This is a genomic window from Gemmatimonadota bacterium (assembly GCA_016713785.1).
Classification (GTDB): Bacteria; Gemmatimonadota; Gemmatimonadetes; order Gemmatimonadales; family GWC2-71-9; genus JADJOM01.
On the sequence record JADJOM010000003.1, the window covers coordinates 2,187,058 to 2,210,466 of the forward strand.

Sequence of the window (23,409 nt, forward strand, 5' to 3'; positions counted from 1 at the left end):
GTTCGAGCAGTGGGCCGACGGCGAGCGAGCGCGCTTGCGGACGGCGTTCCTCCGCGCCGGGGGAAACGGTCGTGCGAGCACAGCTCGGCCGCGGCGAGCCCACCGCCGCGACCAGTCTTGCGCGCCGCATCAACGCGGAAGACCCCCTGCGCGAGAGCGGCTGGCGCCTCCTGCTCGAGGCCCTCAGCGCCAGCGGTGACTGGCTCGGACTGGCGGTCGAGCTGGATGCGCTGGACGCGATGTTGACAGGGGAACACCGCGAGCCCGAACCGGCGACGGCCGAGTGGATCCGTCGCCTCCGCAGCACCGCGTCGATGGCTGAGTCGCCACCACCCGCGACCCTCCGCCCGGACCTGGTCGGACGGGAGCGGGAGTTCGCGACCCTGATCTCAGCCTGGACGGCTGCACAAGGCGGCCGCGCGACGCACGTGCACCTGACGGGCGCGGCCGGCCTGGGCAAGTCGAGGCTGCTCGCGGACCTGCGGCAGCGCCTGCGGGGGCTTGGCGCGGTCGTGCTCACCCAGCGTGCCCGGCCCGGTGAGCGCGAGCTTCCCTGGACCCTCGCGGGCGACCTCGCCGGCACCCTCGGGGCCGTTCCAGGCTCCGGGGCCGTCCCCCCGGCGGTCCTGGGGGACCTGGTTGACCTCGCCCCGGGGCTGTCCTCACGGTTTGGCGCAGCCCCGCCCCCCGGGCCCCTCCGGGAACTGCCGCGCCGTCGCGCCATGGCCGTCACCGAGTTGATCAACGCGGTCACCGAAGAGGCCCCGCTCGCCCTCCTGATCGATGACCTGCACTGGGCGGATGACGCGTCATACGATGCCCTGCAGGTGCTCGTCAACCGCCTGGAGCGGCAACCGCTCCTCCTGGTGACCGCCTCACGGCCAGACTACCGGCCGGACCTCCGCGGGCTGGCGACTCAGCAAATCACCATCGACCCGCTGCCCCCCGAAGCCACCTTCGACCTCGTGACCAGTCTGGCGCGACTGCCCGGGACAGCGTGGGCCGCCCGATTGCCGGGCAGCGTTCACCAGGCCTCCGAGGGTTCACCCTCGCCGCGATCGAATCGCTGGCTTACGCCATCAGCACCGGCGCCCTGGCCATCCGCGAGGGCGAATGGGATGCGCCCCTGCCGGACGTGCTGGAGGCACAGCTGCGCCGCGGCGGGTCCGTCGGCGCCATCATCCAGGCGCTGGAACCCTCCCGGCGGGAGCTGCTCGTCGCGCTCGCCGTTGCCGGCACTCCCCTGCCTGGAACCAGCCTGAGCGTGATTGGGGGTCAGTCGGATGCAGTCACAGCCCAGTCGCTCGTGGCGCTCGAACGCGACGGCCTCGCGCGCTCGGGCCCCGGCGGCTGGGAGGTCGCGCACGATCGGACCCGGGACCTGTTGCTCGAGACCCTGGGGGAGGAGCTTCCAGCAGCCCACCGGCGGATCGGCCTGGCGCTGCTGGACCACGCGGACGGGAGCGTCGCGGCGCTTCGGAAGGCGGCGCTTCACCTGCGCCTCGGCCGAGACATTGCGGGAGTTCGCCGGGCCGCGATCGGGTATCTCCGCCTGCGGCGGGCAACCGGCGACCCGCGTGCGGCGAGTGCCATCGTCGCGGACCTCCTCGGGACCGGCCTGGAGGACGTGCTCGTTCGGTCGGTGCTGCGGGAGCTCCCTCTCCCTCCGGATTCCCCACTTCCCCCGACGAGCGGCGATGGTGGCATCCGGCCTGGTCCCGCTCCTGCTCGCGGGCGCACTCCTCCTGCAGCGTCCCCACCTTGACCTCGTGGCCACCCCTCTCCGGAGCCGGGCCGCTCACTCCACCGCCCACCGTGGAGCTCCGTGGGATCACCGGCCGGGCCGTCAGCCGCCCCGGAGACACGGTGCGCGTCGAAGTCGCGTCTGGCCCGGGAGCGCTCGTCGGGAACGTCGCCGTGGCAGTGGTGGACGGCCGGGCCCGTTTCGATGATCTCGACCTCCAGGTGCCCGGCAACTATGTCCTGCGGTTCACCAGCCCGGGGTTCACTCCGGTCGTCAGCGATACCATCCGGGCAGGGCTGACCTCGGCGAACCCGCCCCGCCTCCGGGTACTTCGTGGCACACTCAACAACCGCCCGATTCGCCCGGACAATCCGGAGACCACGATCCGGCCAGGAGAGGCGATCGTCGGGACGGTGGAGATGTCGTATTCCACGTATTGGTCGGCGGCAGCGGTCTTCATGTGCGGCGGCACGTCCTGGGGCCAGCCCGCCGCCTCGTGGTGGACGGTGTACCCGCTCGCCACGCCCGCCGAGGGCGCCAAGCGCACCGCGACCCTCAACATCAAGGGGCCGGTGAGCCCGGGGATGCACCACATAATCCTCGCATTGTACGCGGATCGGTCCTGCGATTACGTGATGTCGGGAACCAACTGGACCATCGGTGAGCCAGTCTGGGGCGACGGCAACGACCTCTCCGGCTGGGGAGCTCGCGACCTCGACGCGGCCAGGCAGACGGGGAGCATGACCATTCAGCAGCTGCGAAACCATGTGGAGTTCGGCCCCCGTGCGATGGTGCCGACGGCCGTTGGCGCGGCGGTGATCACCGTGCGCGTGGAGTAGTGGAAGGCCCCGCGGTCAGTGCCGCCTCACCCGTCCCGCGACGTGAAGCCCACCCGGTTGTGGCTCCCGTCGCAGAACGGCGAGCTGCCGGTCTGGCCGCAGCGGCACAGGGCAATGGCGCTGGAGCGTTTCTCCTTCTTGCCGGTGGCGTACTCCAGCATGACCGGGCCCTTGATGATGATCGGGCCGTCCTTGCTCGGGTTCACCGAGACGCCGGCCAGCGGCAGGTCGACGGGCTTCTGCGGCGCCAGGCCGGCGCGCACCGCCTGCAGGGCGCCGCTCGGGCACCGGGCCACCACGGCCAGGATCTCCTCCGGCCAGGCGGCGCCGGGGTGGATCCAGTCGGGCCGGGAGACGTCGAAGACCTTGGGCAGCCCGCGGATGCACTCCCCGGCGTGGCGGCAGATGTTGGGATCGAAGGTGACGGCGATGTCGGCGGTGTGCACCACCTGCAGCGGCTTGGGCATGGCCCCTCCTGCCTCAACATGGCTGGCGCGGAGGCGAATGGGAACCCGGGCCGCGCTACCGCTCCCGGGCCCCGCTGGTCGTGATCTCGTACCCGCCCGCCCGGTCCACCGTGACGGTGACCGTGCCATCCAGGTCGGTGCGCAGCACCTGGCGCCGCCCGGTGCGGTAGTAGCGCAGCGCCGCCTCGTGCGGATGGCCGTAGCTGTTGCCGGCCCCCACGCTGATCACCACCACCTCGGCCCGGGTGCGCTGGATCCACCCCGGCGTCACCGCGTCCCGGGACCCGTGGTGCGCCGCCTTGAGCACGTCCACCTCGGGAATGTCGCCCGCGTCCATCCAGGCGTTCAGCTCGTCGATTTCGCTGTCGCCGGTGAGCAGGGCCCGGAACCGCCCCCGCTCCACCAGCACGCCGAGGCTGCTGTTGTTCTCGCTCACCTCAGCGCCGCGGAGCCGCGAGGGAAAGACCGTGATCCGCGCGTCGCCAAGCCGGATCGGCGCCCAGGGCGGTGGAGGCGCGGGGATCCCCTCCTCGCGGATCAGGTCCTCGACCGCCTCCGCGTTGCGGTTCCCGGGCGGGCGTCCGTTGTAGTAGTAGGCGCCGACGGGGACGTCGGCGAGCACCGCGTCCATCCCGCCGACATGGTCGTCGTGGTTGTGGCTGCCGATCGCGGCGGCCAGGGAGTCGATGCCCAGTTCCTCGAGCCACAGGACGATGTCATCGCCCCGCCCCGCGTCGACCAGCACGCCGACCCCGCCCTGGCGGATCAGGATGGCGTCCCCCTGCCCCACGTCGAGGAAGTGGATCTCGAGCGGCCCGGCGCCGGGCCCGCCCTGCGCGGCGAGCGGCGCGCCGAGCAGCAGCGCCAGCAGCGCAGAGAGCAGCCGCTTCACGGAAGCCCCGCCGGCAGCGCCCGCGCATCGATAGTGAACTTCACCTCGTCGGCCACCCGCACGGTGCCGCCGGGCCCGCCCCGGAACGGGCGGATGCCAAAGTCAGTCTGCTTGAGGGTAAAGGCCGCCGTGGCCACCAGGGTGTCGCCCCGGAAGGCCACCATCACCGGGATGGTCACCTCACGGCTCCGGCCGTGCATGGTGAACTCCGCCACCAGCCGATAGCCCTCCGCCGTCGCGGTCACGCTGCGGGAGACCAGGGTGATCTCGGGGAAGCTGTCGGTGTGCAGCACGTCGCGCCGCATCGCGGCGGTGACCTTCCGGATCTCGGCGGTGTCGGGTGGTGTCAGCACCTCGAGGCCATCGGTGCGCAGCGCGATCCGGACGGTGGTGCCCTGGGGATGCGCCGGGTCGTACTCCACGCGGCCCTCGAAGAGGCGGGCGCGGATCAGGTGCTCATGCCCCGCGAAGCCCAGGAGGCCGGACTTGCCGGTCTTCACGTCGAGCCGGCTCGTGGGGAGCAGGACGTACGATCCCGCGGCACCCTGCCCCGCGAGCGGCGCGGCGTGCGGAAGGGCCACCAGGGCCAGGGCGATCGCGCATCCCATGCGATGCTGCAGCATCCATCCTCCCGGTCGGTTCAGGCGGCGCGGAGCGCCCGCCGCGTGGCCAGCGCGATCGGCAGGCCGATCCCCACCACGTGCACCACGATGCTGAGCCCCACCCAGAGCGGGTCCCGCGATCCGGCCCCGGCCCGCGACAGCGGCACCACCACGTAGTGCATGATAGCGTAGCAGAGGGCGCCGTAGGCCAGGCCGCACGGCACGGCGTTCCGCACCAGGACCGGCGCCCGCCGCGCCACCAGGTAGTAGGTCACCGCCATCGCACAGGCGATCGTGTAGTGGAGCGCCGCCCCGAGGAACGCGGTAGGGAGGCCGCCCTCGAGCCCGGCCTTACCCAGCAGCCCGGCCGACACCGACTGGAAGATCCGGAGCAGCCCGACCCCCGCTTTGAAGGACCAGAAGATCCAGGCGTACAGGATGTCGATGGTGCCGGCGAGGAACCCGCCGGCCAGCACGGGGAGGATGGGCGAGGGACGATCAGCGGTCGCGGTCGGCGCTGCCACGGGCGGGCCTCCGGGGCACGGGGTGAGCAATGGAAGAGTGGGGTGTGCATCGGAGACGTCCGCGGCGCCGCGTGCCGCACCGGGCCGGCGCGTCGGCTACTTTTCCGCCATGGCATCCGACCCCACCCGGCGGGAGGCGCTCGCCCGGCTGCTGCTGCTCTCCGCCGCCCTCGGCCTCCCGCGCCCGCTCCTCGCCACCGATCCCGACATCCAGCGGCTGATCGCCTGGGTGGAGCGGCTCCGCGCGGAGGGGTTCCTGGCGGAGGACGCGCCCTTCGGCCGCGCGGTGGCCCACGCCGCCGAACTGGCGCTCGGCACGCCCTACGTGGCGGGCACGCTCGAGGAGTACCTCCGCGCCGGCGGGGACCCCGCGGCGGAACCACTCGCGCTCTCCTCACCCGCTTCGACTGCGTGACGCTGGTCGAGTCGTGCATCGCGGTGGCGCGACTGGCGCAGGATCCCTTCAAGGGGATGTGGGCGCGGTTCGGGACGGAGATGGAGCGGATGCGCTACCGCGACGGCCGGCGCCGCGGCTACGCCAGCCGGCTGCACTACTTCAGCGAGTGGATCGCCGACGGGGCACGGCGCGGCCTCCTGCAGGACCTCACCGCGGACCTCGGCGGTGCACCCGACCCCCGCCCGCTCCGCTTCATGACCGAGCACCGCGCCAGCTACACCGCCCTCGCCGACGACACCACGTTCGCGGCCATCGGCGCCATGGAGCGGACCCTCGACGCTGTCCCGCGCCGGGTGATCCCCACCCCCCGCATCGCGGAAGCCAGCGGCCGGATCGAGACCGGCGACGTGCTGGCCTTTGCCACCGCCATCCCCGGGCTCGACGTCACCCACACCGCCCTCGCCTGGCGCCGCCCCGACGGCGTGCTCGGCGTGCTGCACGCGCCGCTCTCGGGCGGCGTGGTAGAGATCGCGCGGCTCCCCCTGACCGACTACGTCGCGGCCATCCGGCGCGCGACGGGGATCATGGTGGCCAGGCCGTTACGCCTGGTTGTCGAGTAGGAGACGCGGGAAGAGGGAAGAGGGAAGCGGGAAGTGGGGCTGATGCGGCTCTGGCGAAGCGGGAACCGTCGCACCGCCGAACCGCCAGACCTCACTCCGTGGCCACCCCCGCCACCCAGATCCCACCCTCCGCGCCGTTCGCGATGCGCACCCGGCGCGCGCCGCCACAGGCGGTGCTGTCGCCTGGCAGGGCGCGGAGCGCGGTGACCTGCGCCCAGTCGAGGTGCAGCTGGCTGGGCAGCAATTCCCAGGACGCTTGCGGACATCAGCGCGGGCACCGGCGGCCGGGCCGCCCCGCCGTGATCGTGCCCCTCCGTCGGCGGCGCCGCGGGCGCGGCCATCCGCTGCCGCAGCCCCACCAGCGCGCGGATGACGATCGACCCGCTGTCCGCCACCAGCAGCTCCCGCCGCGGCCGCACCTCGGCCGCCACGAACTGGCGCAGGGAGTCCTCGGGCGCCTGGCGCAGCCGCACCCACGCCGGGCGCGGCGACGGCCAGTGAAATCCCGTCGGGCGCTCCTGGCCGATGACGGCGATGACCCGCTCGGTGAATCCCAGCGCGCGGAGCCCCTCCGCGTCGAGGCCGGGCGCGGGCGGGCCGCTGTCCGGCGCCAGGACGAGCCGGATGGCGGGGGCCAGGTCGGAACCGGCGCCGCCGACGAGCTGTCCGGGACAGAGCGCGATGGTGCTGAACGCGGCCGGTTCGGCCCGCTCCCGGCGCGCCGGCACCAGCGCGATGGCGTTGGCCACGACCACCAGCGCGATGCCACCGAGGGCCCACCTCATGCGCGCGCCCCTTCGAGCCGCCGCAGTCGCCGGAGGCCGAACAGCACCGCCAGCGCAAAGCCGCCCACGATCAGGAAGAAGGCCCACTTGGGCACCCGGTCCCAGAACCAGTCCACCAGCCGCATGAGGAGGTAGAGCACCGCGCCGGTGGTGGCGATGCGGGTGACCACGGCCGCCCGTGCCGGATGCCCCAGGTGATGAGCGCGACGAGCACGGCGGCGCCGAGGATCTTGTAGGCGAGCTCCACCGTCTCCGGGGCCACCGTGGTGAGCATCGAGAGGTTGCCATTGCCCTGGACCAGCAGGAGGCCGAGGACGATGGCGGCGGTGCCCACGCCACGCCACCAGGGGGCGAAGGCCGCCGGCCCCCGGGTCAGGGCCGGCACCGCGAAGGCGAGCGCGCCGACGAGGAGCAGCGGCTCCATGCGCATGAAGCCATCGCGCCACCAGAGGCCGAGCGGGATGGCGCCGAGGCTCCAGAGCCAGCCACCGAGCCCGCCGATCGCCACGAGGAGCGGGAGCGTCAGGCGATAGCCGTAGGCGAGCAGCAGGGCGAAGAGGCCGGTCGCGAGGAAGACGCGACGGGAGTCCGGCAGGTTGTAAAGCGTGCCGAGGGTGCCGAGGTTGACGGCGAGGGCGATGGCGGCGACGGTCGCGAGCAGCGCGGCGACGTAGCCGGAGCGCTCGCGCAGGGCGGCCAGGTGCGTCAGGCCCACCAGCAGGATCGGCGGGAGGATGACGAGCGCGAGCTGTGCGGCCTCACCGAGCTGGCCCCAGTGGGCGCTCACGAAGAAGGCGTACGCCGCCGAGAGTGCGATGGTGCCGAGCAGCGTGGCCACCCGCATGCCGATGGAGAGGCGGGCGGCCCGGGCGGAGAGGTCGACCTCGCCCGACGCCGCGAGGGTGGCGAGGACCGCGTCGTGGTGGGCCCGGATCCGGTCCTTCGCGGTGGGCTCGAGGCGCGCGATCCCGTCGGCTTCGAGGCGGGCGAGCTCCTCGCGGAAGGCGAGGATGGCGCCGACCCGTTCCTGCGGCTCGGAGGGCATGCGGAAAGCTAGGCGGAGCGGCGAGAAGGGAAATAGGGCGGCACGCGGTCGGTGAATCCGGCCCGGAGCATCCGCCGTGCCATGCTGGCGCACGCATCGCGGACCGTCCCGGCGTGCCCCGCGGGCCGTACCCTGATCGCGATCAGGCGCTCGCGCGGGGTTGCCGGGCTCACGGCGGTGGCGGCGCGGGCCCTGGGGCTCGGCGGGTAGACCGCGCCCGTCCGCTCACTCTCCCTTGAGCGACTCGATCGGGTCGACGTTCGAGGCACGGCGGGCGGGCAGGTAGCTCGCCAGCAGCCCCACGGCCACCATCCCCGCCGGCATGGCCAGGAAGGTGATCGGGTCGAGGGCGCGGACTCCGAAGAGCAGGCTGCTGAGCGCACGGGTCGAGGCGAGCGCCACCCCGACGCCGATGAGGATCCCGGCGCCCACCACCCGCGCCCCCTGGGCCACCACCATGGCGCGCACCTGCGCCGCCTGGGCGCCGAGCGCCATGCGCACGCCGATCTCCCGCGTGCGCTCCGCCACCACGTAGGACAGCACCCCGTACAGCCCCACCGCGCCGAGGATGAGCGCCAGCCCCGCCACGATGCCGAGCGTGAGCATGGTGAACGACAGGTTGAGCATCGACGTCCGGGCCAGCCCCGCCATGGTGTAGACCCGGTACATCGGGGCCTCAGGCGCCACCTCGCGCACCAGCGCCAGCACTTCCGGGGCGATCTGCTCCGCCCGCGTGGTCTTGAGCACGTACGCCGGGGAGCTGGTGCGCCACTCGCTGGCGGTGGGGCCCACCAGCGGGTAATAGACCACCGGCTGCGGGTCGTCGCGGAAGTCGTCCTGCAGCACGTCCTCCACCACGCCGACCACGGTGGACCAGCCGCTGTCCCCCTGGGCGCGGAGCTGGCGGCCGAGGGCGCCCTGGCCCGGCCAGAGGGCGGCCGCGGCGGAGCGGCTCACCACCACGTTGCCGAGCGCGGTGGTGTGGTCGGTGGGCTCGAAGGGGCGGCCTTCCAGCACGCCGATCCCCATCGCCTGGAAGTAGTCGCCCGCGGCGGTGGTGGAATGGAGCAGGGTGCCGCCGTCGGCGTCGGTGCCCTCGCCGCGGAAGCGCAGGGTGCGGGTGCCCTCGTCGAGGGGAATGTTGTCCACCAGCCCCACCACCTGGACACCCGGCAGCGCCCGTAGCCGGTCCATGAAGGCCAGCTCGAACTGCGCGAAGCCCGGGCCGTCGTTGAGCGAGGGCCGGTCGGGGGCGATCTGGAAGGTGAAGACGTCGCGGGTGTCGTACCCCGGATCCACCTGCCGCAGCGCCGAGACGCTCCGCACCAGCAGCCCCGAGCCGATCAGCAGCACCAGCGCCAGCGCCGTCTGCGCCACCACCAGGCCGTGGCGGCCCCAGTGCTGCCGCCGGGTGGCGCCGCGCCCGCCGTTCCGGAGGCGCTGCAGGTCGGGCGCCGAGCCGCGGAGCGCGGGTACCGCGCCGCAGGCCAGCGCCGATCCCGTCGCGGCCAGGAGGGTAAAGAGGATGGTCGGGAGGTCGAGGTGCACCTGGCTCAGGCGCAGCACGTCGGGCGGGGCCGCCTGCAGGAACAGCGGGAACACCAGCGCCGCGATGAGCACCGCCACCCCTCCCGCGAGCGCCGCCACGATCCCGGCCTCCAGCAGCTGCAGCCGGACGAGCTGGGCCCGCCCCGCCCCGAGCGCCCGTCGCACCGCGAGGTCCCGCTGCCGCCCCTCGGCACGCACCAGGAACAGGTTGGCCACGTTGGCCCACGCGATGAGCAGCACGATCCCCACGGCGCCGAGCAGCACCCAGAGCGGCTGGACCACCTGCCCCAGCAGCTGGTCGGCGAGCGGCCGCACCACGGCGTGGTGCTTCTCGATCATGCGCGCGTAGCTGGGCGGCCCCCCGAAGCGTTCCGGCAGCCGGCGGGCGAGGGCATCGAGCTCGGTGGCCACATCCGCCAGGCTCGCGCCCGGCGCCATCCGCGCCACCAGCCCCTGGCCGAACTGCCCCGGCTCCACATCCGCGGGCCGGATCTCGTTGGCGATCCAGAGCATGGTGCCCTCGGTGGGAAACCCGAACGCGGGTCCCATCACCCCGATCACGGTCCGGTCCTGCCCGGCCATGTAGAAGGTGCGCCCCACCACCGAGGAGTCGCGGCCGAACCAGGAGCTCCACAGCGCGTAGCTGATCACCGCCACCCGGTTCTCGTCCTCGGCCACGGGCAGGCGGCCCAGGATGGGCGTGGCGCCGAGGGTGGCGTAGAGGGAATTGGTGGGCGCGGACATCCGGATCCGCTCCACCCGGTTGTCGGCGCGGAGGGTGGAGGTGAAGGAGTTGTAGGTGGAGACCTCCTCCAGCAGGCGCGACTGCTCCCGGTACTGCAGGTAGAACTCCGGCCCCACGCCGAACTCCTCCGGGAAGTCCGTGCCCGGCGCGGACGCCGCGACGTGGACCAGCCGGTCGGCATGGGCATAGGGGAGCGGATCGAGCAGGACGGTGTTGACCACGCCGAACATCCCGGCGTTGACGCCGATGGCCAGGCCGAGCATGCCCACCGCCAGGGCGGTGAAGCCCGGGGTGCGGCGCAGGGCGCGGGCGGCGTGACGCAGGTCGGTGGACCACTCGTGCAACGTCCAGGTCATGGCCGGCTCCGTGGAGGGAAGTCGCTCAGCCGCGGAAGGTCGTGTCGGAACGGAGGGGTGAGGATGGGCGGGCCGTACGTGTCGCCGCCGGGGGGAGGTTTCAGGCCGCACGGCCTGGGCCTCGCGTGCCCTAGCCCCCCGCACCGGCGTGGCGCAACTTGAGGCCGCCACCACCTCGGGGTCTGCATGCCATCGCTCTGGACGTCCACCAGCCTCCCCGCCTGGAAGGCGGCGCTGGCGAGCTACGACGCCGTGATCGCGCGGCAGGAGAGCGCCAAGCTCCCCGACCGCGACCGCTGGTATCACGAGACGCTGCCGGGGGCGATCGCGGCGCGGCGCCCGCCGCACGTGACACTGCCCGAGCTGGTGAAGCTCACCGAATGGAAGATGACGCGCGGCAAGTGGCGGGCGCGGAACCTGGTGCTGGTGCAGGGCAACAGCGCCGAGGCGGTGAAGGCCGCCACGGCCGCCGGCCTGGCCGCGATGCCGCACCCCACGGCGCCGATCTCGACCATCGCCGAGCTCGAGGGCGTGGGCCCCGCGACGGCCTCCGCGGTGGTGGCCGCCGCCGCGCCGGAGACGTACCCGTTCTTCGATGAACTGGTGGCCGCCGCGATCCCCGGGCTCGGCGAGGTGAAGTTCACGCTGGGCTACTATGCCCGCTACGCCGACCAGATCCGCGCACGCGCCGCCGCGCTCGGCAAGGGGTGGACGCCGGCCATGGTGGAGCGTGCGGTATGGGCGAGCGTGGGAGGAAAGGCAGGATTGTAGGGGAGGGGGGCGACGGGAAACGGGGAGCGGGAAGCGGGAGGCGAGGCTCGGTCGGCGTGCGGGCGTGCTCGCGGTCGGCGCGGGGGAGTGTCAGTTTCTCTGTGTATGAGCCTGGTTCACTGCCATGCCGGGACCCGGTCCCCGAAGAGGAGCCGGATGTGCCGCAGCGCCTCCACCCAGTGCTGCGGCGTGCCGAGCTTCGCCTGCGCGTTCCGCAGCGCCAGGTACAGCAGTTTGCTCGCCGCCTCCGCGGAGGGGAAGTGCCCCCGCACCTTGAGGCTCTTCCGCAGCGTCCGGTGCAGGCTCTCGATCGCGTTGGTCGAGTAGAGCAGCCGCCGGACCGGCACCGGGTACGCCAGCGCCGGGGCCAGCCGCTCCCAGTGCCGCTGCCACAGCGCCGTGATCTCCGAATGTGCTTGGCCCAGGGGACTCGCGGCCCAGTCGGCGAGGGCCTGCTGCGCGGCCGCCTCGCCTGGCGCCTGGTAGATCCCCGCAGGGCGCTCGCCACCGCCTTCCGCTCCCGCCAGTTCACCTGCGCCAGGCTCTGCCGCACCAGGTGCACCACGCACTGGTGCACCACCGTCTGGGGAAAGACCGCGTGGATGGCGTCCGGAAAGCCGGGCAGCCCATCCACCAGCGCGATCAGGATGTCCTGCACCCCGCGCCCCTGCAGGTCGCTCAGCACCCGCTGCCAGAAGGCCGCCCCCTCCGCCGCCGCGAGCCAGAAACCCAGCACCTCCTTCTCGCCGCTCGGCCGGATGCCCAGCGCCAGGTAGATCACCTGCTGCTGCACCAGCCCCTCGGTCCGGATCTTCACGCGGAGCCCGTCGAGCACGACGGCGATGTACACCGGCTCCAGCGGCCGCTGCTGCCACGCCGCCGCCTCGGCCAGCACCGCGTCGGTCACCGCCGTGATCACCGCCGGCGACACCTCCACCTGGTAGCACTCCTCCAGGTGCGCCTGCAGCTCCCGCACCGTCAGGCCCCGGGCGTAGAGCGACAGGACCTTCTGGTCGAAGCCCGGCAGCCGGCGCACCCCCTTGGGCACGAAGGCCGGCGTGAAGCTCCTCCCGGTCCCGCGGGATCGCCAGCGGCAGCGCCCCTCGTCGGTCAGCACCGTCTTGGGCGTGGTCCCGTTCCGGGCATTGCCGTCGGGCCCGCGGCCGGCCCCGGGGCGTACCCCAGGTGCTCAGTCAGCTCCGCCTGCAGCACCCGCTCGACCATCCGCTGTTTCAGCCGCCGGAACACCGCCTCGAGCTGCTCCGGCGTCTGCACCTGGGCCAGCAGGGTCTCCAGGGCAGCAGCCTCCTGCGGGTCCGCGGCCGGGCGCTTCTTCCGTGCCATATCCCCTCCTCCCTCCCTAGGATATGGCTCATACACAAACTTTCAAACACTCCCGGCTTCCCCACGCCCTGTCCTTCCGAGGGCGCGCAGCGACCGCGAGCTCGCGGCTGAAGCCGCGGCTCGGCCTCAGGCGCTGAAGCGCCGGCCGGCCACGCCCCCCCGTCATTCCGAGGGCGCGCAGCGACCGAGGAATCCCTGCGGGTTCGGCGCGGACTTCGAGGGATCCCTCGGGCCTGCGGCCCTCGGGATGACAGGTGAGTGGCTTCCGTCGTACCGCCATACCGCCCCGCGACACGCCGCGCGGAACCGCACCGACCGGCGTCGGCGCGGTACGTCCAGCCCGTCGCCCCGGTGCACGATGGGGGCATGGCCGCCTCCCACGTCTTGCCCGCGTGTATATACACGCTGTATATATGACGCCGGGCGTGACGTGGGATCCGGCCAAGCGGCGAAGCAACCTGGCCAAGCACGGCATCGACTTCGTCGACGCCGCCCTGGTGTTCGAGGGGTTGGCCCTGCACCGCCCCGACCTGCGCCGGGCGTACGGGGAACCCCGGTTCGTGGCAACCGGACCGGTGGCGGGTCGGTTGCTGGTGGTGGTGTACTCCCTGCGTGACGCGACCCTCAGGATCATCTCGGCGCGGAGGGCCAATGCCCGCGAAACGAAAGCGTACCGTTCGGTCCGGCTCGAAGGGCCGGCGGGGCCGGACGGACTGGGACCGGGTGGATCGGCAGACCGATGACGAGATCGCCGCGGCGGTGGCGGGCGATCCGGATGCGGCGCCGCTCCTCCCGGCGGCGTGGTTCCGCGCGGCGACGCCGCTCCCGCCGCTCACCAAGCAGGGGGTCTTCCTGCGCCTGGACCCGGATGTACTGGCGTGGTTCAAGGCGGGGGGGCCGGGCTACCAGACCCGAATCAACCAGGCGCTCCGGGTCTTCATGCAGGCGCACCTGGGGCGGGCGGGAACCGCGCGGGCGCACCGTAAGGCGTGAAGGGAAGCGGCGGCTCGGCGGCAAGGATGGCTGGCATTCCGAGGACGCGCCGCGGCCGAGGAATCCCTTGAACACGGCACGGGCTCCGTCGCCGCTACCGCCCTACCGCCCTACCGCCATTCAGCCGCACCCCTACAGCGGCCGGAAGAGCTCCGGCAGCGGGATCTGGAGCGGTTGCCGCGCCCCGGCGGGGTGCCAGGTGAGCTGGCGGGCCTCGAAGAGGGGGCAGGACGGCGTCCGGGGTCCAGACCTCGACCTGCGCCCGTTCCGGGTCGACGATCCAATACAGCGGCACGCGCGCCTCCTGGTAGCGCCGCCGCTTGGTGAAGCGATCGGCGCGCGCGGTCGAAGGGCTCAGCACCTCGATGACCAGCAGCAGGTGCTGCATGGCGCCCCAGTCGAGGTGCGCGATTGCGCCGGATCCACGACGAAGAGATCGGGCTGCACGAGGGTGCCGGGGTCCCAGCTGATGTCGGCGGGACTCAGCCAGACGTGGCCGACCGACTCGGTATCGAGATAGGCCGCGAGGCGCAGGTGGAGTCGCTGCACAACGAGCTGGTGAGGGGCCCGCGGCGCCGGGGTCACCAGCAGCTCCCCGTGGACGACCTCGTAGCGCCGGCCGTCGTCGGGCAGCTCCCGCGCCATCGCGGCCGTCCAGTAGGCGGGTTCGGTCGTCTCGGGCATACCCATGAGATTCGCCTCGGCAGCGATAGGGCGCAACTCGGCATCGGCCACGGTACGAGGCGACCGTCGGGAATCGGGTATCCCAACAACGCCGAGTGGTCCGAATGCGCGTGTTTCGATACCTTGCCCGTACCCCTACCGGCCTACCGTGTTTGCCGCTCCGGCCTGCGTCACCATGATGCCCTGGCCAGGCGCGGCCGCCCCCATCGTGGCCGATGCCGAGTTGCCCACCCTGTCGCCGAGCCGCCATACTATGGTCATGTCCCTCTCCGCGCGCGGGTACACGGTGGCCGAGGTGCTGGGGTTCCCGGCCGATGGGCGGCGGTACGAGCTCGTGGGTGGCGGGCTGCTCGTGACGCCGGCGCCGGAGCCCCGGCACCAGGAGCTGCTGCGGCGGCTGGTGGTGCGGCTCAGCCTGTACCTCGAGGCGCAGCCGGAGCCGTTCCGCCTGGTGGCGAGTCCGGCGGATGTTTCCGGGATGCGCAGACGCTGGTGCAGCCGGACCTGTTCGTGGTGCCGGCGGCGCAGGCCACGAACGACTGGCGCACCTACCGGGACCTGCGGCTGGCGGTGGAGATCGTCTCCCCGGGCTCACGCCGGATGGACCGGGTGGAGAAGCGCCGGCTCTACCAGGCGCAGGGCGTCGGGAGCTACTGGATCGTCGACCCGGAGGCGCGGTTGGTGGAGGTGTGGGGCCCCTGGCGACGACCGCCCCGAGGTGGTGACCGACGAGCTGTGCTGGCGAGTCTCCCCCGCGTCTGCGGAGTTCCGGCTGGGGGTGGAGTCGTTGTTCGAGGGGATGCCGGGGTAGGGCTGGGCTCGGCGGTTCGGCGGTTCGGCGGCTCGGCGGCTCGGCGGCTCGGCGGCTCGGCGGCTCGGCGGCTCGGCGGTTCGTCACGTGCCTTTCTTTCCGAGGGAGCGCAGCGGCCGCGAGCTCGCGGCTGAAGCCGCGGCTCGGCCTCAGGCGCTGAAGCGCCGGCCGGCCTCCCCTCTCTGTCATTCCGAGGGAGCGCAGCGACCGCGAGCTCGCGGCTGAAGCCGCGGCTCGGCATCAGGCGCTAAAGCGCCGGCCGGCCTCCCCTCTCTGTCATTCCGAGGGAGCGCAGCGACCGAGGAATCCCTGCGGGTTCGGCGCGGACTTCGAGGGATCCCTCGGGCCTGCGGCCCTCGGGATGACAGGTGATGCCTGAGGGCCCGCCTCGCCCCTACCGCCCTACCGCCCTACCGCCTTACCGCCATACCGCCCCTATCGCCCCTACCGCCCTACCGCCGCACCCCCTACTCCCCTGCCCGGATCACCTCGAGCGGGGTGCGCCCCGGGAAGCCGGGGTGCGGGGTCTCCTGCCACGCCTGCCGCCGCTGCTCCAGCCGGGCCCTGACGTCCGCCGGCCGGGTCACGCCCGCGTGAATGAGTTCCTCCCGCCAGTCGAGCACCCGGCGGGTGAGTTCGGCCTCCAGCACGAGCCCGGTGGGTCCGAGCTCGGGCGGCCAATCGGGGTGCGGCAGGAGCAGCGCGCGGTCCATGAGGTCGTCCACGAGCCGCATCACCCACGCCTCGATGGCCCCATCCTCGGTGTCGCCCGCGGGGAAGGTCTCCCACCGTTCGGCGAAGGCGGCGCGGTCGGCCAGGATCGGCAGGGCCCAGAGGCACTCGATGCCCTGCTCCAGCAGGACCATGACGAGCTTCTCGAGGGACGACGGCAGCGCCTCCAGCGCGGTGGTCGAAAAGCCGGCCTCCGGGTCGAAGCAATCGAGATAGAGGAAGATGCGGAGGTCGAGCTCGCTCAGGGCCGCCCAGGGGACACCACTCTCCGCCAGCATGCCCCCATCCGCTCCACGTTGGCGGCGTGGAGCCCGCACGGTGCGGCGCGACATCCCTTCGGCGAGGGGCCGCTCCTCAAAGCGCCGCACCATGGCCAGCATCTCGGCGCCGAGCGCGTCGGGGTCGCGCGTCAGCAGGGCGGCGGCGGGCCGGGCGGCGGAGCCCTGGGGGAGCGCGGGGGTCAGGTGCTCCGGCAGCGGCCAGATGGCGTCCCAGGTGTCGCCGAGCACGCCGTCGTAGGAGCAGGTGATGCCGGTCGCGGGGTCGGTGAACTCCACCATGGCCTTGGGGCGCTCTCCCGAGGCCAGCAGCGGGCGCTCCTTCCGGATGAACGCGAGCGTGGCGCGCCAGCAGGCGGCGAGGGTCTCGGCCAGGAGGGGGGCCGAGTCGGCGCCGGGTGGCGCCTGCACCCAGGAGGATCGGCCAGGTGGCGCCGCGGGTATGGGGCCACCCGTGCGCGAGCAGTTCCCGCTGTCCCACCGGCGCCACCTGGTCGCGGGTCTCGAACCAGAGGCCGTGCCGCTGGCCGGTGAGCGGCGGTTCCGCCAGGGTGGTCGCGGCGGCGAGGGCGAAGTAGTCCTCCGGCTCCTCGTAGAGGTGCAGCGAGCCGCCCAGGTCATCGCTCGGGCCCTCGATGCTGAGGAGCCACTCCTCACCGTCGGGCAGGCAGAGGAAGAGGGGCTGGTCGGGGCCGACGGTGGCCCAGGGGCGGCGGCGAAGCACTCGGCGGCCGCATCGAGCAGGAGGCGGACCTCGGCGCGGGTGTAGCCCCAGCCCGCCCAGCACTCGCGGTCATCCACCGCCGTGGCGGGATCGGGGGCGCCGGGGTGGGCCCGCTCGGCGCCCTGGCGCCCGCAGCAGCTTGAGCTTGCGGCCGGAGCCGCAGGGGCAGGGACCGGTGCGACCGAGGGGCTCGATCATGCCTCAAGGTACGGCGGGGGGTGGGCGGGGCAAGCGGGGGGAGAGGGGAAGGGGGGAACGGGAAGGGGGAAGCGGGAAGAGGGAAGCGGGAAGCCGAGGCTTCCCCCCTCCCTGTCATTCCGAGGGAGCGCAGCGACCGCGAGCTCGCGGCTGAAGCCGCGGCTCGGCCTCAGGCGCTAAAGCGCCGGCCGGCCACGCCTCCCCGTCATTCCGAGGGCGCGCAGCGACCGCGAGCTCGCGGCTGAAGCCGCGGCTCGGCATCAGGCGCTGAAGCGCCGGCCGGCCACGCCTCCTTGTCATTCGGAGGGAGCGCAGCGACCGAGGATTCCCTCGAACCCGGCAAGGGCTCCGTCGGCGCCCCTACCGCCCTACCGCCCTACCGCCCCCCCGTGGCACGACGAACGGCTGACGTCTCCACCCGGGAGTCGCGTGATCTCGTGTGAACACGCCGTCCGTCCGCCGGCCACGGTCCTGCAACGCCAATCGCCCCACCCGTCGCATGTGCGCGCAGGTGGGGCGATCGGCTCCCCGTGGGAGGTGGACTGGACCGGTGGCCTCACGGTCCCGGCTCGGTGCCTCCCGCCTGCGTCATGTTATCCTGCCGGTCCCACGCCTCCCCTTCCCTGCCTTTGCGCCCCGCGGCTCGAATGGCTCGCCCGTCGGCCCCGCGCCCGTGCCGGCCGCATCGGCAAGGCGATGCCGGCCGAACAGGACGAGCCCCGGCCCCGGCCGCGGGCGTAGCTGGCGCTGCCGCGGGGGGCCGAGTGGCCGCGCGGGGCGGAACGGGTGGGGCATGACACGGCGGGCGTCATGGGACGGCCAGGGCTCCAGTTGGTGGCACGGTGGTACGGGTACCGAAACGCAAAAAGTCGCGTCTCCGAGGTCTCCGGCAGCGAACGAAGTTCGGCTGCGGCGGCGCTGGTCCCGCCCGGTGGGCGGGTGTCAGGCCGATGACCTACGGGACGCGACTCCCGGACAACGGGGAACAGTCTAGCAAACACACCGGCCACGCGCAAGGGTTGAGTTCCATCCGGCCTGGCTTCCCACTCGTTGATGGCATGCCTCACACCATTGCCGATGCGCCTGGGCCGCGCCGGCACCAGACACGACCCGACAACCGGTGCAGGCTGCGAGCGGGTTGGGTCAGCCGTGCTCTGCGGGCCGGCGCAGGTGCGGTTTCCTCTGCTGAACTGGCCTTCCCAGAGGCTCGGAACTTGCGGAGATACGGGCGCCTCACACGTCGACCCCGCTGAATCTGCATCACACAGCCTCACTGCGGGGCCGGGAGGCCGCTTCCATGGCGGAAATCCCGCACGCGTCACGGTTCATGCATCCGAGAGACCGGTGTCTCGGACCGGGACGAGGCCCGCTGTCGAAGCATCGCAACAACAAGTGGAAGTCACTCGAGTCTGCCAGTCCGCAGCCGTGTCACAGGCTCATGCGACCATAGGTCTCCCCTTACCCACCTGGAGGCTGACTGTGAACCGACGAGCTTCGATCGCACTTCTTGCCCTCTCCGGCATCCTGGGGTGTGACGCCACCGAGCCTACAGCCACCGCGGCTGCGGGAGCTGCGCCCGCGAGCGTTGGCGCCGAGGCGATTTCCCGAATCGACATGGGCACCCTCGGCGGGGCCAATGCCTGGGCATCGGATATCAACAACGCAGGGACGGCAGTCGGATGGTCCGACACGCCGCAGGGGACGATGCGGGGGTTCCGATGGACGTCCAAGAGTGGAATGGTGGCCCTGCCGCTCCTACCCGGCCACCAGTGGAGCCGGGCGGACCAGATCACGCCCGCCGGGACTATCCTCGGGGTGAGCGATACGACTGGCGGATCGGGGCAGCCGGTCACGTGGAATGCGCTGGGTGTGCCCTCGCGACTCAAGGTACCGTACCCGGCGGGCAGTACCTACGGCTGGATCACGGCCATCAATGACCTCCGGCAAGCAACCGGTGGAGCCGGCAACAGCGATATCTCAGCCAAAGGGTTCTTCTGGAGCCGGCAGACGGGCCTGCTCGACCTGATTCAACCAGGTTTAGGGCACAATGAGGTTTACCCCGCGGACATGACCGCGTATGGAGTCGTGATCGGCTCATATGTCGACTGCGCGGTGGGCTGCTGGTACCGCCCTTTCACCTGGTCTCTACTCACCGGGTTCGTCAGCCTTGGTCAGCCTCCGGAAGCTGACCCCTACGGGCACTTCGGCGGCGGTCAGATGAATGAATTGGGTGAGTACGTCGGGTGGGGGGATGCCCCACTCTCCGGTGGGCTCTACTCGTACTCGTGGGGGCCGATACACGGGTTCAAGATCCTCCCGCCCTTCGACCCGACGGCCGAAGAGGTGGCGTTTGGGTCAGACATTGACCTCTTCGGCAGGGTCGTGGGCCAGGTTCTGCTGGAAGTGTCGGACGTCAGCCGCCCGGTCGTCTGGCCAGTGTCGGGAGGGGTGGTAGACCTCGCACCCACGGATCCTTCGAGCGCCTTCGCGATTGCCATCAACGACAAGGGGATCGTCGTCGGAGGCACCCTCACGGCATCGGGCTACCACGCTACGGCATGGAAGCTCCCCCCCGGGCTCCTGGCGACGCCGTCGCCGCAGCCCCGAAGCGTGCAAGGGTCTGTCCCAGCTGGAACCTCCCGCCTCGCCGCGTGCTTCGATCGGAAGGCGGCGGCAGGCGGGCGCATTGCCTTCATCGAATGCGTCTCACAGACGCGGTAGTTGCCGGCCTGAGGCCAGGGAGCGATGGATCACGGCGGGGCTCCCTGGTCTCGCACCACATCAGGCGATTGACGCCGCCCTGACGGCCCACTACTACCCTCTGGAGAGGCACCTCCGAGCGCCCACCTCTGCCCTGGGCCCCCGATGCCCCGATCGCCTGCCCTTTCCCCTGCCCTGATCCATCAGGCGCTCGACGGCGCCGAGCTGGCGCGGGAGGTGGAGTTCGAGCATGCCGGCGAGGCGCTGGGCGGGGACCTCGAGGCGGCGCTGGGGCTGGCCCTGGGCCGCGGGGCGGTGCATCCGGCGGGCCGGGAGCCGCTGGAGGTGTTCCGGGCTGGCCTGGCGTCGGCCATCGGCCGCCTGGCACAGTCGGACCGGGCGGCGCTCTTCATCCGCTTCCTCCGGGATGGGCCCTATCCCGGGCCCGGGCGATGGCTCAAGGCAGAGGCGGGGAGCGCCCTACGGGATCCGGAGACCGCGGCAGTTATCCGGTTCGTATTCGGGCGGATCATCCCCGAGTTCCAGATGCTAACCAGCCCGGAGGCAAGCCGCAGGATGCGATGGAGGCGCGATGCTGAGGTTCCGGGACTAGTGAGCCCAGATCGCTGAGAACCTCAAATCAGGCGGGTCCGAAGGTGAGGCAAGCTACTCGCAAGCAGCACGAGCCTCAGCGATGAAGTCAGCGAATGTCAGTAGACTGCCCTGCACCTCCTTTGGATACGACGTGTGGAGCGCGCTTGGTACAACCAAGCGTATTCCACTTGGAATTCATCTGCTTGAACTGAGTAGAACTTACACCCCGCTGAAGCGTCAGGAGGTGTTTGTAAGGAACGCGATCCGCTTCCTCGAGTATCTGACGCCATCGATCTTTACAGGTTGTCTTCACACCAAGCATCCGAAGCTTGCTTGGAGGACATCCTTCGTCGCGATAGCGATCGGCAGACGGAAACAGGAAATCGGGTCGCTTATTGGCCTCCGAAACAGCGTCGTGAGAGAAGGGCAGTTTCTCTTCTTCGAGAATTGTCTTCACCTGCAACTCCAGCGAGCTACCGCTTCGTGATTTCCGCCGATTAGTCACCGCATTTGCGTAACCCACAAACTCGTCGACGCCGCAGAAGCCCTCCTGCACTCTAGGGAAGACATGCACTTCCTCAACCGAGCGGAAGAGCTGGTACTCGCAGTCGCGCCTGAGGAGGAGCCGGTCATCCGGGGGCTTGCGACGAGCGGTCGGAAGATTTGACACCGCACGGGCCGCAAGCTCGGTCGGGTCCGGAAAAGACTTGAGCCACTCGGCTGGCATCCGCTCCGGCGAGAGGACGCAAGGGCTGTCCGCTTCCGAGATCGCCACATCCGGGAGCTGCTGGCCGGAGGGGCTTACGAGGGCACCTGAACCTGGATCGACGAACCCAAGCCAATCCTGAGCGATGTCCTCTTCAACGAGGTCCCGGCACAACCAGACCCGGCATTCCTCAGCATCTCTTGTTGAACCCAACCGAAACGCGAAGATGCACAGCGACCCAGTTGCTTCAGGGTCGAGAATGTCTGAACTCTGCCCTCCCCACCGAGTGATTCTGCACTCGTCCCTCGTGCCCTGGCCCAAGACCCGCTTGTTATACCAGATGGCACGTACTACCCTCTCCCTTCCTTCAGAAGCGACGACCGCCGGGAATGTGTGAGATGGATTCGGGGTGTGGCTTGAGACTGCGGTAGGAAACAACGTCCCAAAAACAACCTTGGGAATGTAGAGCCCAACCTGGTGGCCGCCCGTGGCGAGCGTGTCATTCGCAGCCAGGTACTTGGCATACCAAATCCAGTCCTGGGAAGCGACCTCCGCGAACCACCTCAGCAGGTCGAAACTCATGCCCGCTTCTCGCGGATTCGGTCCAGCAGGCCTGCAAGCTTCTGCGGCTTCGAAGCCTCGCACTCCCAGATGGTGAGCACCTTCCACCCCAACGCACGGAGCTTACGGTCGTTCCGCCTGTCCCTTGAGGTGTTCTCGAAGAACTTCGCTCGCCAGAAGGGGACATTTGACGACGGGAAATAGGCGTACCGGCATCCACGGTGCCGGTGCCAAAAACAACCGTGCACCTGGATGACTGTTCTGTATCTCGTGAGAACCAGATCGGGGCGGCCTGGAAGCGCCTTTGCGTGGAGGCGGTACCTCAGGCCTGCACGATGCAGGTAGCGGCGAACGAGCAGCTCGGGCTTGGTGTCCTTCCCCCTTATCCCGGACATCATCTTACTGCGTGTAGCCCTGTCGACGATGTCGGTCAAAGAGGCACCTGGTGGGAAGGCACTGCCCCGGCCCGCTATCCGGCCATGGCGAGAGCGAGGTCAAGTTGTTCCTCGCGATCCTTCTCCCCGAGAATATACGGCCGCATGGCCTTGGCAATGGTTTCGACCACAGGGACGACCACACTATTACCGAATTGCTTGTACGCACGAGTATCAGATACCGGGATCGTGAATCGGCGCCCGCCTCGGTCGAAGCCCATGAGACGAGCACACTCGCGCGGCGTCAGGCGACGCGGGTTCTTGCCTTTCTGCCGAATCAGAATCTCGGAGCCGTCCTTGTAGTAGCGGGCTGAGAGGGTTCTGGCGACATCTTGAGGTCCAACCAGGCCAAACCCAAAGCCGTTGCCCATTGCTTGCTGCTTGGTAGCATAGGCTTGGAGATACTGCCATAGTTTGTTACTAAGCGTGTACTTCGGATCAACCTTCCCTTTCTCGTTGGTGAAAGGCGCCTCACCCGCTTCGGAACCGTTCTCGGGATGCAGAATGGACCCCAGAGTGGGCCAGTCTCCCCGGCTGGCCAAGCAATTTCATCCCATGAGAACGCGACGTCCTCGCGGAATCCGACGAGGTAGATTCGCTCACGGTGCTGGGGTACGAATTGGCGTCCGTCAATTAGCTTGGGAAATACGTAGTAACCCAACTTCTCCTTCAGGACCTGTTGAATCACAGCAAACGTGCGCCCACCGTCGTGATTGACGAGGTGCTTTACGTTCTCGAGCAAGAAAGCCTTGGGTTGCTTCTCGGCGATAATCCGCTCAACGTCGAAGAACAGGGTCCCTTGGGTCTCGCAGGCAAATCCGTGCGGGCGACCAAGGGCATTCTTCTTCGAAACACCCGCGAGGGAGAAGGGCTGGCAAGGGAATCCAGCCAAGAGCACGTCGTGGTCAGGCACTTCCCTGGCGTCGATCTGGGTTATGTCGCCATGAATCTCGTCGTTTCCGAAGTTCGCCTTGTAGGTCTTCTGGCTGTAGGTGTCCCACTCAGAAGTGAACACGCACTTCCCACCTGCGGCCTCAAAGCCCAGCCGCAGGCCTCCGATTCCCGCAAACAGATCGATGAAGGTGAAGTCTCCGGCCGCGGAGGCGCGGGCCTGGTTTGCGAGACGCGCTCTCAACAACTCCCAGACACCCGCGCGTGGGGACGCATCCCCCGCTTCCCATCGCTTCACCTCCCGGACGTTGAACCCGGAAAGAGAGGCGAGCTCGGCTTGCGTAAGTCCCGAGCTGACACGAAGTTGGCGAAAGTCACTAGTTTCGGACTTTGATCGGCGGGACATGATGGTGACAATATGTCA

At 70.6% G+C, this 23,409-nt stretch carries 27 protein-coding genes and 1 pseudogene; 10 read left to right on the plus strand and 18 right to left on the minus strand.

Annotation, left to right across the window (positions count from 1 at the left end; translation table 11 throughout):
- The first annotated feature begins 71 nt into the window (after positions 1–71).
- The gene (locus IPJ95_17845) at positions 72–1,262 is read left to right on the plus strand and encodes an AAA family ATPase (GenBank protein MBK7925467.1); all 1,191 of its coding nucleotides are present in this window, start codon (positions 72–74) and stop codon (positions 1,260–1,262) included.
- A 604-nt stretch (positions 1,263–1,866) separates the two neighbouring features.
- Positions 1,867–2,583, plus strand: coding sequence for a hypothetical protein (locus IPJ95_17850; GenBank protein ID MBK7925468.1), 717 nt, complete (start codon positions 1,867–1,869; stop codon positions 2,581–2,583).
- A gap of 26 nt (positions 2,584–2,609) precedes the next feature.
- Here IPJ95_17850 and IPJ95_17855 read toward each other — a convergent pair whose 3' ends face one another.
- The 4 genes from IPJ95_17855 to IPJ95_17870 are packed head-to-tail and all read right to left on the minus strand — an operon-like array spanning position 2,610 to position 5,068.
- The gene (locus tag IPJ95_17855) at positions 2,610–3,050 is read right to left on the minus strand and encodes a (4Fe-4S)-binding protein (protein ID MBK7925469.1); all 441 of its coding nucleotides are present in this window, start codon (positions 3,048–3,050) and stop codon (positions 2,610–2,612) included.
- 55 nt (positions 3,051–3,105) lie between these two features.
- Complete coding sequence (locus tag IPJ95_17860) at positions 3,106–3,942, minus strand: MBL fold metallo-hydrolase (protein ID MBK7925470.1); 837 nt, start codon at positions 3,940–3,942, stop codon at positions 3,106–3,108.
- Complete coding sequence (locus IPJ95_17865; protein ID MBK7925471.1) at positions 3,939–4,565, minus strand: YceI family protein; 627 nt, start codon at positions 4,563–4,565, stop codon at positions 3,939–3,941. Before IPJ95_17865 ends, IPJ95_17860 begins: the two co-directional genes overlap by 4 nt.
- Positions 4,566–4,582: 17 nt before the next feature.
- Complete coding sequence (locus tag IPJ95_17870) at positions 4,583–5,068, minus strand: hypothetical protein (GenBank protein ID MBK7925472.1); 486 nt, start codon at positions 5,066–5,068, stop codon at positions 4,583–4,585.
- Positions 5,069–5,177: 109 nt separating this feature from the next.
- Between IPJ95_17870 and IPJ95_17875 the strand changes: the two genes are divergently transcribed.
- Both IPJ95_17875 and IPJ95_17880 read left to right on the plus strand, forming a co-directional pair.
- Positions 5,178–5,483 (plus strand): hypothetical protein, encoded by a 306-nt coding sequence (locus tag IPJ95_17875; protein MBK7925473.1) that lies wholly within the window; start codon positions 5,178–5,180, stop codon positions 5,481–5,483.
- A complete protein-coding gene (locus IPJ95_17880; protein ID MBK7925474.1) occupies positions 5,480–6,085 on the plus strand; it encodes a DUF1460 domain-containing protein in 606 nt (201 codons plus the stop codon). The genes IPJ95_17875 and IPJ95_17880 overlap by 4 nt, the downstream gene beginning before the upstream one ends.
- Here the strand turns inward: IPJ95_17880 and IPJ95_17885 are convergent.
- From IPJ95_17885 to IPJ95_17895, 3 genes are all read right to left on the minus strand, one after another.
- Positions 6,016–6,870, minus strand: a complete 855-nt coding sequence (locus tag IPJ95_17885) for a hypothetical protein (protein MBK7925475.1) — start codon at positions 6,868–6,870, stop codon at positions 6,016–6,018. The two genes, IPJ95_17880 and IPJ95_17885, sit on opposite strands and share 70 nt — an antisense overlap.
- A 70-nt stretch (positions 6,871–6,940) precedes the next feature.
- Positions 6,941–7,915, minus strand: a complete 975-nt coding sequence (locus IPJ95_17890; GenBank protein MBK7925476.1) for a DUF2157 domain-containing protein — start codon at positions 7,913–7,915, stop codon at positions 6,941–6,943.
- A 225-nt stretch (positions 7,916–8,140) separates the two neighbouring features.
- The gene (locus IPJ95_17895) at positions 8,141–10,564 is read right to left on the minus strand and encodes an ABC transporter permease (protein ID MBK7925477.1); all 2,424 of its coding nucleotides are present in this window, start codon (positions 10,562–10,564) and stop codon (positions 8,141–8,143) included.
- A 186-nt stretch (positions 10,565–10,750) separates the two neighbouring features.
- Here IPJ95_17895 and IPJ95_17900 point away from each other — a divergent pair, with 186 nt between their 5' ends.
- Complete coding sequence (locus IPJ95_17900) at positions 10,751–11,335, plus strand: hypothetical protein (GenBank protein MBK7925478.1); 585 nt, start codon at positions 10,751–10,753, stop codon at positions 11,333–11,335.
- A 116-nt stretch (positions 11,336–11,451) separates the two neighbouring features.
- On the opposite strand, the gene IPJ95_17905 is transcribed toward IPJ95_17900, so the two are convergent.
- The 3 genes and pseudogenes from IPJ95_17905 to IPJ95_17915 form a co-directional block, all read right to left on the minus strand.
- Positions 11,452–11,904: a transposase gene (locus tag IPJ95_17905; GenBank protein ID MBK7925479.1), complete on the minus strand. Its 453-nt coding sequence runs from the start codon at positions 11,902–11,904 to the stop codon at positions 11,452–11,454.
- Positions 11,826–12,452: pseudogene (locus IPJ95_17910) on the minus strand (IS256 family transposase). Before IPJ95_17910 ends, IPJ95_17905 begins: the two are co-directional and overlap by 79 nt.
- Complete coding sequence (locus IPJ95_17915) at positions 12,446–12,679, minus strand: hypothetical protein (GenBank protein MBK7925480.1); 234 nt, start codon at positions 12,677–12,679, stop codon at positions 12,446–12,448. Before IPJ95_17915 ends, IPJ95_17910 begins: the two are co-directional and overlap by 7 nt.
- Before the next feature lie 413 nt (positions 12,680–13,092).
- Between IPJ95_17915 and IPJ95_17920 the strand changes: the two genes are divergently transcribed.
- Both IPJ95_17920 and IPJ95_17925 read left to right on the plus strand, forming a co-directional pair.
- The gene (locus IPJ95_17920; protein MBK7925481.1) at positions 13,093–13,422 is read left to right on the plus strand and encodes a BrnT family toxin; all 330 of its coding nucleotides are present in this window, start codon (positions 13,093–13,095) and stop codon (positions 13,420–13,422) included.
- Positions 13,331–13,672, plus strand: coding sequence for a BrnA antitoxin family protein (locus IPJ95_17925; GenBank protein ID MBK7925482.1), 342 nt, complete (start codon positions 13,331–13,333; stop codon positions 13,670–13,672). The genes IPJ95_17920 and IPJ95_17925 overlap by 92 nt, the downstream gene beginning before the upstream one ends.
- Positions 13,673–13,766: 94 nt before the next feature.
- Here the strand turns inward: IPJ95_17925 and IPJ95_17930 are convergent, their stop codons facing one another.
- Together IPJ95_17930 and IPJ95_17935 are read right to left on the minus strand one after the other, a co-directional pair.
- Positions 13,767–14,060 (minus strand): Uma2 family endonuclease, encoded by a 294-nt coding sequence (locus IPJ95_17930; protein ID MBK7925483.1) that lies wholly within the window; start codon positions 14,058–14,060, stop codon positions 13,767–13,769.
- Positions 14,027–14,356 carry a Uma2 family endonuclease gene (locus tag IPJ95_17935; protein MBK7925484.1) on the minus strand — a complete coding sequence of 110 codons (330 nt, stop codon included), beginning with the start codon at positions 14,354–14,356 and terminating at the stop codon, positions 14,027–14,029. The genes IPJ95_17930 and IPJ95_17935 overlap by 34 nt, the downstream gene beginning before the upstream one ends.
- A gap of 492 nt (positions 14,357–14,848) precedes the next feature.
- Here IPJ95_17935 and IPJ95_17940 point away from each other — a divergent pair, with 492 nt between their 5' ends.
- A complete protein-coding gene (locus tag IPJ95_17940) occupies positions 14,849–15,301 on the plus strand; it encodes a Uma2 family endonuclease (protein ID MBK7925485.1) in 453 nt (150 codons plus the stop codon).
- A gap of 333 nt (positions 15,302–15,634) precedes the next feature.
- Here the strand turns inward: IPJ95_17940 and IPJ95_17945 are convergent, their stop codons facing one another.
- Both IPJ95_17945 and IPJ95_17950 read right to left on the minus strand, forming a co-directional pair.
- Positions 15,635–16,588, minus strand: coding sequence for a hypothetical protein (locus tag IPJ95_17945; GenBank protein ID MBK7925486.1), 954 nt, complete (start codon positions 16,586–16,588; stop codon positions 15,635–15,637).
- A 382-nt stretch (positions 16,589–16,970) separates the two neighbouring features.
- Positions 16,971–17,099, minus strand: a complete 129-nt coding sequence (locus tag IPJ95_17950) for an SEC-C domain-containing protein (GenBank protein ID MBK7925487.1) — start codon at positions 17,097–17,099, stop codon at positions 16,971–16,973.
- A 1,614-nt stretch (positions 17,100–18,713) separates the two neighbouring features.
- Between IPJ95_17950 and IPJ95_17955 the strand changes: the two genes are divergently transcribed.
- Together IPJ95_17955 and IPJ95_17960 are read left to right on the plus strand one after the other, a co-directional pair.
- Positions 18,714–19,820, plus strand: a complete 1,107-nt coding sequence (locus IPJ95_17955; GenBank protein ID MBK7925488.1) for a hypothetical protein — start codon at positions 18,714–18,716, stop codon at positions 19,818–19,820.
- Between the two features lie 144 nt (positions 19,821–19,964).
- Positions 19,965–20,429 carry a hypothetical protein gene (locus IPJ95_17960; GenBank protein ID MBK7925489.1) on the plus strand — a complete coding sequence of 155 codons (465 nt, stop codon included), beginning with the start codon at positions 19,965–19,967 and terminating at the stop codon, positions 20,427–20,429.
- A 70-nt stretch (positions 20,430–20,499) separates the two neighbouring features.
- Here the strand turns inward: IPJ95_17960 and IPJ95_17965 are convergent, their stop codons facing one another.
- The 4 genes from IPJ95_17965 to dcm are packed head-to-tail and all read right to left on the minus strand — an operon-like array spanning position 20,500 to position 23,391.
- Complete coding sequence (locus tag IPJ95_17965; protein MBK7925490.1) at positions 20,500–21,681, minus strand: restriction endonuclease; 1,182 nt, start codon at positions 21,679–21,681, stop codon at positions 20,500–20,502.
- Entirely contained in the window at positions 21,678–22,094 is a 417-nt protein-coding gene (vsr, locus tag IPJ95_17970; protein ID MBK7925491.1) for a DNA mismatch endonuclease Vsr, read from the minus strand. Before vsr ends, IPJ95_17965 begins: the two co-directional genes overlap by 4 nt.
- Positions 22,095–22,129: 35 nt before the next feature.
- Positions 22,130–22,465: a DNA cytosine methyltransferase gene (locus IPJ95_17975; GenBank protein MBK7925492.1), complete on the minus strand. Its 336-nt coding sequence runs from the start codon at positions 22,463–22,465 to the stop codon at positions 22,130–22,132.
- A complete protein-coding gene (dcm, locus tag IPJ95_17980) occupies positions 22,372–23,391 on the minus strand; it encodes a DNA (cytosine-5-)-methyltransferase (protein MBK7925493.1) in 1,020 nt (339 codons plus the stop codon). The genes IPJ95_17975 and dcm overlap by 94 nt, the downstream gene beginning before the upstream one ends.
- Positions 23,392–23,409: the final 18 nt, after the last annotated feature.

What these genes read in the sequence shown, in the direction of transcription:
- IPJ95_17965 (MBK7925490.1), bottom strand. Translation starts at nt 21,681, where the DNA reads ATGAGTTTCGACCTGCTGAGGTGGTTCGCGGAGGTCGCTTCCCAGGAC.
- IPJ95_17915 (MBK7925480.1), bottom strand. Translation starts at nt 12,679, where the DNA reads ATGGCACGGAAGAAGCGCCCGGCCGCGGACCCGCAGGAGGCTGCTGCC.
- IPJ95_17885 (MBK7925475.1), bottom strand. Translation starts at nt 6,870, where the DNA reads ATGAGGTGGGCCCTCGGTGGCATCGCGCTGGTGGTCGTGGCCAACGCC.
- IPJ95_17865 (MBK7925471.1), bottom strand. Translation starts at nt 4,565, where the DNA reads ATGCTGCAGCATCGCATGGGATGCGCGATCGCCCTGGCCCTGGTGGCC.
- IPJ95_17875 (MBK7925473.1), top strand. Translation starts at nt 5,178, where the DNA reads ATGGCATCCGACCCCACCCGGCGGGAGGCGCTCGCCCGGCTGCTGCTG.
- IPJ95_17960 (MBK7925489.1), top strand. Translation starts at nt 19,965, where the DNA reads ATGCCCCGATCGCCTGCCCTTTCCCCTGCCCTGATCCATCAGGCGCTC.
- IPJ95_17955 (MBK7925488.1), top strand. Translation starts at nt 18,714, where the DNA reads ATGGGCACCCTCGGCGGGGCCAATGCCTGGGCATCGGATATCAACAAC.
- IPJ95_17895 (MBK7925477.1), bottom strand. Translation starts at nt 10,564, where the DNA reads ATGACCTGGACGTTGCACGAGTGGTCCACCGACCTGCGTCACGCCGCC.
- IPJ95_17900 (MBK7925478.1), top strand. Translation starts at nt 10,751, where the DNA reads ATGCCATCGCTCTGGACGTCCACCAGCCTCCCCGCCTGGAAGGCGGCG.
- IPJ95_17950 (MBK7925487.1), bottom strand. Translation starts at nt 17,099, where the DNA reads ATGATCGAGCCCCTCGGTCGCACCGGTCCCTGCCCCTGCGGCTCCGGC.
- IPJ95_17855 (MBK7925469.1), bottom strand. Translation starts at nt 3,050, where the DNA reads ATGCCCAAGCCGCTGCAGGTGGTGCACACCGCCGACATCGCCGTCACC.
- dcm (MBK7925493.1), bottom strand. Translation starts at nt 23,391, where the DNA reads ATGTCCCGCCGATCAAAGTCCGAAACTAGTGACTTTCGCCAACTTCGT.
- IPJ95_17920 (MBK7925481.1), top strand. Translation starts at nt 13,093, where the DNA reads ATGACGCCGGGCGTGACGTGGGATCCGGCCAAGCGGCGAAGCAACCTG.
- IPJ95_17930 (MBK7925483.1), bottom strand. Translation starts at nt 14,060, where the DNA reads ATGCAGCACCTGCTGCTGGTCATCGAGGTGCTGAGCCCTTCGACCGCG.
- IPJ95_17925 (MBK7925482.1), top strand. Translation starts at nt 13,331, where the DNA reads ATGCCCGCGAAACGAAAGCGTACCGTTCGGTCCGGCTCGAAGGGCCGG.
- IPJ95_17935 (MBK7925484.1), bottom strand. Translation starts at nt 14,356, where the DNA reads ATGCCCGAGACGACCGAACCCGCCTACTGGACGGCCGCGATGGCGCGG.
- IPJ95_17975 (MBK7925492.1), bottom strand. Translation starts at nt 22,465, where the DNA reads ATGGGCAACGGCTTTGGGTTTGGCCTGGTTGGACCTCAAGATGTCGCC.
- IPJ95_17890 (MBK7925476.1), bottom strand. Translation starts at nt 7,915, where the DNA reads ATGCCCTCCGAGCCGCAGGAACGGGTCGGCGCCATCCTCGCCTTCCGC.